Below are 7282 nucleotides of genomic sequence, written 5' to 3' on the forward strand. Positions count from 1 at the left end.
TCCTGTCAAGTGCCTTCAACATTCATCGGCTCCGGAATACCTTCAACCTGTTTACATGAAACCATCCAAATCTCTTGAATCAAATTACGTATCGAGCCGGCGGCCGCGCGGATTCCCGACAGGGTTCGAAACGGCGTCCTGGCATCAATGTCGTCCAGGCTTCGCGGGCGGAACGGCCCCTTCCATTTTATACCGTCCACGTCTCCATCGAACACATCGGTACCCCACAGTATGCGTACGTCCTTCCCCCGGGGACCCCAGACGGCCGGGTCAGTCGGTCCGAACAGCGCGATGACCGGCGTGCCCGCAGCCGCAGCCAGGTGGGTCATGCCCGTATCGTTGCCGATCATGGCCCGGCACCGGGCATACAGGGCGGCCACTTCCACCAGGGACCGGTCCTCGATGACCAGGACATCGCGGGATTCGATCCAGGGCAGCAGGCAACTACGGATCAGGTGATCCGCCGGACCGAAGGTGATCACCAGCCTGAAGCCCGATTCGGTCAACAGGTCGATCAGTTCCCCGTAGTTTTCCGCCGGCCAGCATTTGTCCGCGCCACCGCTGCCTGGGTGAATGGCGACCAGCATGTGTACGTTTTCCAGTCTGTGCACGTCGTCCGGGGCGGCGCTTGACGGAACTCCGACCCGGGGTGGATCGACTGCAGTCTCGATACCCAGAGGTTTCAGTGCATCCATCAACACGCGGGTCATGTGGATTCTTCGGCCGTCGAGAGGTCGGGACTGTCCTGTGAGCACCGGGCCGGACGCAAACCTTCGGAGATTCTCCACGAACACGCCGTCAGGATCGGGCAGATAGGAGAGTATTAAGTCGTAGGATCGCAGACGCCGCAAATGGTCGGGCAGCTTCCGTGGCACGGAGCCCGGGAGTGTGCCGCCCTGTGTGCCCGGCGGTGCGAACAGGGGGGTGAATCTCCGGTCGTCTACCGGCAACACGTCGTCCACGAACCCGCAGCGCTTCAACAGTGAAAGCCGGACCGGATCGCCCATCATGTCGATGGACAGGCCGCTATAGCGCTTCTTCAAAGCGGAGAGCACGGGGAGCGTAAGGATCAGGTCTCCGACCGCGCCCGATCGGATGATCAGCACACGCTTCATGCTTCCAGGTCGAAGGTTGCGCCGACCCCCGAATCCGCCGCCCGTTCATAGGCCAGCCGCGCGGTGACCGCGTCTTCCATGGCGTAACCCACGGATTTGAACACGGTGATCTCCCCGTCACCGGTTCGTCCTTCCTTCCTGCCGGTCACCAGTTCGGTCAGTTCGGCGCGGATGTGATCCCTGGAGATGTCGCCCGCCCGCAGGGGAACGATGATGTCGCCCGCTTCCTCGAAAGCGCCTTCGTACGTATCGACGAAAACGCGGGCCCGCTGGATCAACCCGGTATCCAGTTCCTGCGAGTCGGCGGTGAAGACGCCCACGGCGTTCACGTGGCTGCCGGGACGAACCAGGCCGCCGTCGAAGAGGGGCTTCTTGCTGGACGTGCAGACCGCCAGCACGTCCGCTTCGGCCGCGCAGTCGGCGGCGGTTTCCGCCAGGCGGCAGGACATCCCCCGGGATGCGAGGTCATCCGCGAGGCCGCGTCCCCGCTCGGGCGTCCGGTTGTACACGACGATCCGTTCTATGGGACGGACCGCCGTGATCGCGTCCACGTGGAACCGGCCCTGGACGCCCGTCCCGATAATGCCCAGTACCCTTGAATCCTTGCGCGCCAGGTACTTCGTGGCCACTGCGGACGCGGCCGCCGTACGTATTCCGGTTAGAAAAGTGGCGTCCATCAGGGCGATGAGCCGGCCGGTCTCCGCGTCGCACAGCACGTAGAATCCCGTGATCATCGGAAGGCCCCTGGCAGGATTGTCGTGGAACGCGGAAACGACCTTGGCGCCCAGCGTGTTCGATCCAGCTAGGTAGGCCGGCATGAAGAGCGCGACGGAGGGCCGGTCCGCTACGTGGACGGGCAGGCGGACGGGAACGTCGTCTCTCTCGCCCGCGGACCGAAACCCCTCTTCCACGGCTTCGATGACATCCGGCATGGTGAGGACGGAAGCCATATCCGATCTAGACAGTAGACGTACCAGGTTCACGCAAGACTCCAGTCGGAAGACGGAATACCGGGGTGTTGAACGACCGAGAAACTGATTGCCCGGACAGGTGTCCCGGATTAGATTGTATAATCGTCCTTGAAGCTGCAATCAATGACAATCTGATCGAATCTGTGGAGTCATGGCTCGCCGCCGAACGCCTCGATCCGGGTCGCCGGGAGCCCAAAGCAACCGTCCGGACCCAGGCGCCGGACACGCACCAGGAGCAGGTATGCGCGAACGCCAGAAGGAACTCCGGAGACAGCGGTTTCGCAAGGAACAGAGGCGCAAGGCCGCGATCCGCGACATGAAGAGAAAGCGCAAGGTAAAGCCGTCCAAGTAGCCATGGTGGAACCCCCTGCAGGTAAGGCATGAACGACACATCGGATGCGGCGAAGGATTACGTCCTCCACACGGCCCAGGAACACAACGTCAAGATCATCCAGTTGTGGTTCACGGACATTCTGGGTTTTCTGAAGAGTTTTTCCATCACCGTGGAGGAACTGGAAGACGCCCTGGAGGACGGCGAAGTCTTCGACGGCTCGTCCATCGAGGGATTCATCCGGCACAGCGAGGAGGACATGATCGCCATGCCGGATCCCAGCACTTTCCAGATCCTGCCGTGGCGCCCGGACGCCCGGAAGAGCGCCGTGGGCAGCATGTTCTGCGATATCCTCGATCCCGACGGCGCAAGGCCCTACGAAGGCGACCCCCGCCAGATCCTGAGAAGGAGCCTCCATCGCGCGGCGGAGCACGGGTTCACCTTCTATGTCCAACCCGAACTGGAATACTACTACCTGAAATCCAGCGAAGGCCCGCCCCAGCCCCTCGACCAGGGCGGCTATTTCGATCTGACGCCCCTGGACTGGGCGACGGACCTGCGGCGCGACACCGTGATGGCCCTCGAAGAGATCGGTATCGGCGTCGAGTTCAGCCACCACGAGGGCGGTCCCAGCCAGAGCGAGATCTCCCTGCGGTATACCGACGCCATGACCATGGCGGACTATACGATGGCCTACCGACTCGTGGTGAAGGAAGTGGCCCTCCGGCACAACGTGTACGCCACCTTCATGCCCAAGCCCCACGCCGGCCACAACGGAAGCGGGATGCATATACACCTGTCGCTTTTCCGCGGCGACGAAAACGCTTTTTTCGACGAAGGCATGGAATACCACCTGTCGGATACGGGCCGGTCCTTCGTCGCCGGGCTGATGCGCCACGCTCCCGAGACCATGCTGGTCACGAACCAGTGGGTCAACTCGTACAAGCGGCTCATCGCCGGCTACGAGGCGCCGCTCTTCGTTTCGTGGGCGTTGCACAACCGGGCGGACATGATCCGGCTGCCTACCTACAACCCCTCGAAACATGAAGCCATGCGCGTGGAGTACCGCGCCCCCGATCCATCCTGCAACCCCTACCTGGCCTTTGCCGTCATCCTCTCCGCGGGCCTGGCGGGCATTGAGAACGGGTACGAACTAAGCCCTCCGGCGGAGGTCGACCTGTCCAGCATGTCCCAGGAAGAACGGCGGAAACTGGGCATACAACCCCTGCCCAAAGATCTGAACGAAGCGATCAAACTGGCGGAAGGAAGCGAGTTGCTGGTGAATTGTCTCGGCGAAGAGGTTTTCGACAAGCTGATTGAGAACAAGCAGGAAGAGTGGGAGCGCTACCGGTCGCAGGTCACCGATTACGAACTAAAAACCTACATGTCCCTGTTGTAGTCGCAATGGCGTCATTGCGCGCTGATTCCCGGCTGTCCGTTCAGGCACCTCCGCCCACGAGTTCCGCGGCGAGTACCCGCCGGGCGGCTTCCGGATCATCCGCGACCAACGCCACCAGGCTTCGGTCACCGGCGTGCTCGACGAAGCGAAGGCTGCGGATGCCGATCCTGGCGTCCGCCAGGCGCCTTGCCACCTCCGCCAACGCCCCGGGCCGGTTTTCCAGATCAAGCACCAGCGCGTCCTCGGTAACCGCCCGGTACCCCGCGTCCCTCAGCGTCCTGAGAGCGGCGTCATAGCGGTCCACGCGCAATACGATGATGCCGCTTTCTCCCACCACGCGGGCCTCTATGAATTCGATATTGATCCGGGCACGGGCGAGCGACTCGGAGACGGCCGCCAGGGTGCCGGGAGGTTCTTTTACCGGAATGATGATTTCATTCATGCGGTTTTCTCGGTCTCTCGCTGCATATCGTCGATGAACTCCTCAAGCGTTTCCCAGGAAACGCCGGGCAATGCTATGAGGTGCGCTATGTCGCCGGAACCGGCAAGCACCCATTTGTCCATTATGGCCTTCGGCGGCCGGGGAAAGACGACCGTGACCGAGTATGGATTACGCCAGGCCTTCACGCCGATCTCGTTCAGCGCCTTTTCCGCATAGGCCGCTTTCCGCAGGGACTCGCCGACCAGCTCCCGAAACCCTTCGTCGCCGTGCAAACGCAGGGCATACCAGAGCATCAGGGGTGTAATCGCGTTTCTGGATCCGCTTATGGTGGTATCGAGCGCGCCCACGTATTCGACCGAACGGGAGATACGTTCCATGTGGGTCTTCCTTACCATGGCCACGCCGCACGGCAGCGGCGATCCGATCATCTTGTGCCCCGAAATGGAAATGCTGTCGGCGCCATCGCCGAAGTGCCAGGGCGGCGGATCGTCCACGAACGGCAGGATCATACCCGAAAAGGCCGCGTCGACATGGATGTACGCGTTCGGCGTGCATTGTCTTTCAAGGACTTCCCGAATGCGGTCCAGCCGGTCGATGGCGCCGGTCATCGTCGTGCCGGCATTGGCGAATACGATGGGCGGCACATCGCGGTGGATCCGGATGCTCTCCTCCAGGTCCCGGTAGTCCATTTCACCGGTAGGGCCGCTTCGTATCATAATATTGCGCGTATGTTGCAGCCTTAGTATCTTGCTGACGCTGTAATGCGTATCCTCGGAGAAATAGACGATGCCGTCCGGATAGATCTCCCGGGCGAGATAGAGGCCGTACATGTTCCCCTCCGTCCCGCCGTTGGTTACGTAACCCCAGCAATCTTCGTTACCGATCCCCGTCAGGCGGGCAAAGGTCATGATCACCTCGCGTTCGAAGTCGTGGGTGTTCATGCGGAAGTTGCTGCCCGAAAACGGATCGCCCAGGTTGTTGACGGCAAACTCCATGAAACGGTAGAGCGGGGCGAAATCGAACCGGTGATTGCACGGATAGCCGATGGACACTTTCCTGAGGGAGGTCAGTCGCTCGTAGAGCGCATCCAGCCTTGCCGTGCTTCGCTCGTCGAGCACGGTCGAATCGGCAACCGGGTCAGGGAATGCAGGTTTCGTGGTCATAACGTGTAATCTACACAAAAACAGATCAGGGAGTCAGTAAATCTCGAATAACCGAACGGTACCAGATGCGGGAGATATCGGAACACCGCTGATCACGAACGCCAACCGCATGGCAGCCATCGACTGGATGCGCGGCCTCGTCATGGTCCTGATGGCCATCGACCACGCCAGCCTGGCGTTCAACGGCGGCCGGCTCGGCGGCGATTCGTGGTACGCCCATGAGCCGGGGTCCACGCTTCCCGCCGCCCAGTTCTTTACACGCTGGATCACCCACCTGTGCGCGCCGACCTTCGTCTTCCTGGCCGGGACGGCGCTAGCGCTAAGCTTCGAGCGGCGCCGTCTTGCCGGGGCCCGTGACCGCGACCTGGACCTGCACCTGTTCAAGCGGGCGCTCGTCATCCTTGCTTTCGAACTGCTGTGGTGGTCTCCGTTCAGTCTCCAGGTCCTGTTCGCCATCGCCATGGGCCTGATCTGCATGATCCCCTTGCGGCGCCTGTCCACCCGCATGCTGCTGATCGCCGCCCTTTCGATCCTGTTCCTTCACGAAGCCGTGTTCTGGGGCATCATGCACCTGGGTGGCATTACGGCCGACATGATTCGCGAGGTGACGAAGATGCCGATGCCGGACGGGGAATTCGATCAGGAAGCGATGAACGAGGCGGCCGCCCAGGTCCGCAACCTGGGCTGGATGAGCGTTTTCAACCCGTTTTTTCATCCGGGACTGCTCGTCAAGATCGGTCCCATACCCCTGTGGGTGCAGTATCCCTTCGTGCCCTGGCTGGGGATGATGATCCTGGGCTGGCTGCTGGGACGCATTCTGGTGCAACAATCAATTGCCCCTGCGCCGTCGCCCAATGTTTCAAGTGGCTCGACCGTCGATGCGCGCGCAGGCGCGCCACGGTCCTTGATCTCAGTCGAGCGCTTGCTGGTCATCGCGGGGCTTCTGGCGCTGGGCCTGTTTGTGCTGTTCCGCGTCTGGAACGGTTATGGCAACATGCTGCTCCTTCGCGAGGACTTTTCCCTGGTACAGTGGCTTTATGTCAGCAAATACCCGCCAAGCCTGACCTTCGCCCTGCTGGAATTGGGTCTGATGGCCCTGGTACTGTCCGGATTCTTCCGGTACCAGCGCAATCTTAAAAGTCCGATCCGAAACCGGAACCCCCTGCTGGTCTTCGGCCAGACCGCCTTCTTCTTCTACCTGATTCACATGCACATCCTGATCTTCAGCGGGCTGGCCCTGGGTATGTTCATGCAGCAAGGACTGGGCGCCGCCTACCTGGCCGCGCTCGCGGTGCTGATCCTGCTCTATCCAGTGTGCCTGTGGTTCCGCCGGTTCAAAGCCCGCCGCCCCAAAGGCTGGGTAAGGTATATCTAGCCCGGGGTCGCCGGATGTTCACGATACATATAACACGTGCCCATCCGCTTCAATCCGGCGGAAGTCGGAGCAGGATCTTCTCGATGGAATCCTGAATGCTGTTGATGGATTCTTTGATTTCCGCAAGCGTGTTTTCAACTGAAGCTTTGAACGAATTAACTCTGCCGATCCATACCCCAATGCTGACAAGACTACCCATCGCGCCTAATAGTACTGCGTATGTGACAGGGTTTTCCCACATGACGTACTCCTACTGTGCGAATTGTGCTTCGATCTTCTGTGTGCTCCCCAAGACACGATGACGTCGGCGCGGCATTCCTTCTGACTCGATCAACCGCGGCCGCTCATCTCTCGCAGCGTTTCCTTGATCTCCCCGATGTCGTTTCGAATCTCCCCGATGTCGTTTCGGATCTCCCCGATGTCGGATTCAACACGTTCAAAGCGCTGATTGACGTCTGTCCGGAACGCCTTCATTTCCGTACGGAC

At 61.0% G+C, this 7282-nt stretch carries 7 protein-coding genes; 2 read left to right on the forward strand and 5 right to left on the reverse strand.

Annotated elements, in window-relative coordinates:
• Window positions 1-5: 5 nt before the first annotated feature.
• Together F4Y38_09080 and F4Y38_09085 are read right to left on the reverse strand one after the other, a co-directional pair.
• Window positions 6-1115 carry a glycosyltransferase family 9 protein gene (locus F4Y38_09080; protein ID MXY49432.1) on the reverse strand — a complete coding sequence of 370 codons (1110 nt, stop codon included), beginning with the start codon at window positions 1113-1115 and terminating at the stop codon, window positions 6-8.
• The gene (locus tag F4Y38_09085; GenBank protein ID MXY49433.1) at window positions 1112-2098 is read right to left on the reverse strand and encodes an ornithine cyclodeaminase family protein; all 987 of its coding nucleotides are present in this window, start codon (window positions 2096-2098) and stop codon (window positions 1112-1114) included. Before F4Y38_09085 ends, F4Y38_09080 begins: the two co-directional genes overlap by 4 nt.
• Before the next feature lie 368 nt (window positions 2099-2466).
• Here F4Y38_09085 and glnA point away from each other — a divergent pair, with 368 nt between their 5' ends.
• Window positions 2467-3816: a type I glutamate--ammonia ligase gene (glnA, locus tag F4Y38_09090; GenBank protein MXY49434.1), complete on the forward strand. Its 1350-nt coding sequence runs from the start codon at window positions 2467-2469 to the stop codon at window positions 3814-3816.
• A gap of 40 nt (window positions 3817-3856) precedes the next feature.
• Here the strand turns inward: glnA and F4Y38_09095 are convergent, their stop codons facing one another.
• The gene (locus F4Y38_09095; GenBank protein ID MXY49435.1) at window positions 3857-4258 is read right to left on the reverse strand and encodes a hypothetical protein; all 402 of its coding nucleotides are present in this window, start codon (window positions 4256-4258) and stop codon (window positions 3857-3859) included.
• Entirely contained in the window at window positions 4255-5421 is a 1167-nt protein-coding gene (locus tag F4Y38_09100; GenBank protein MXY49436.1) for a histidine decarboxylase, read from the reverse strand. Before F4Y38_09100 ends, F4Y38_09095 begins: the two co-directional genes overlap by 4 nt.
• A 109-nt stretch (window positions 5422-5530) precedes the next feature.
• Here F4Y38_09100 and F4Y38_09105 point away from each other — a divergent pair, with 109 nt between their 5' ends.
• The gene (locus F4Y38_09105) at window positions 5531-6796 is read left to right on the forward strand and encodes a DUF1624 domain-containing protein (protein MXY49437.1); all 1266 of its coding nucleotides are present in this window, start codon (window positions 5531-5533) and stop codon (window positions 6794-6796) included.
• Between the two features lie 49 nt (window positions 6797-6845).
• Here F4Y38_09105 and F4Y38_09110 read toward each other — a convergent pair whose 3' ends face one another.
• Entirely contained in the window at window positions 6846-7037 is a 192-nt protein-coding gene (locus F4Y38_09110) for a hypothetical protein (protein MXY49438.1), read from the reverse strand.
• Window positions 7038-7282 lie beyond the last annotated feature (245 nt).

The sequence above is a fragment of the Gemmatimonadota bacterium genome (assembly GCA_009838645.1).
In the GTDB taxonomy this organism is placed as follows: Bacteria; JAAXHH01; JAAXHH01; order JAAXHH01; family JAAXHH01; genus JAAXHH01.

Coding starts and splice junctions, on each gene's coding strand:
- F4Y38_09080 (MXY49432.1), bottom strand. CDS start 1,115: ATGAAGCGTGTGCTGATCATCCGATCGGGCGCGGTCGGAGACCTGATC.
- glnA (MXY49434.1), top strand. CDS start 2,467: ATGAACGACACATCGGATGCGGCGAAGGATTACGTCCTCCACACGGCC.
- F4Y38_09095 (MXY49435.1), bottom strand. CDS start 4,258: ATGAATGAAATCATCATTCCGGTAAAAGAACCTCCCGGCACCCTGGCG.
- F4Y38_09100 (MXY49436.1), bottom strand. CDS start 5,421: ATGACCACGAAACCTGCATTCCCTGACCCGGTTGCCGATTCGACCGTG.
- F4Y38_09105 (MXY49437.1), top strand. CDS start 5,531: ATGGCAGCCATCGACTGGATGCGCGGCCTCGTCATGGTCCTGATGGCC.
- F4Y38_09110 (MXY49438.1), bottom strand. CDS start 7,037: ATGTGGGAAAACCCTGTCACATACGCAGTACTATTAGGCGCGATGGGT.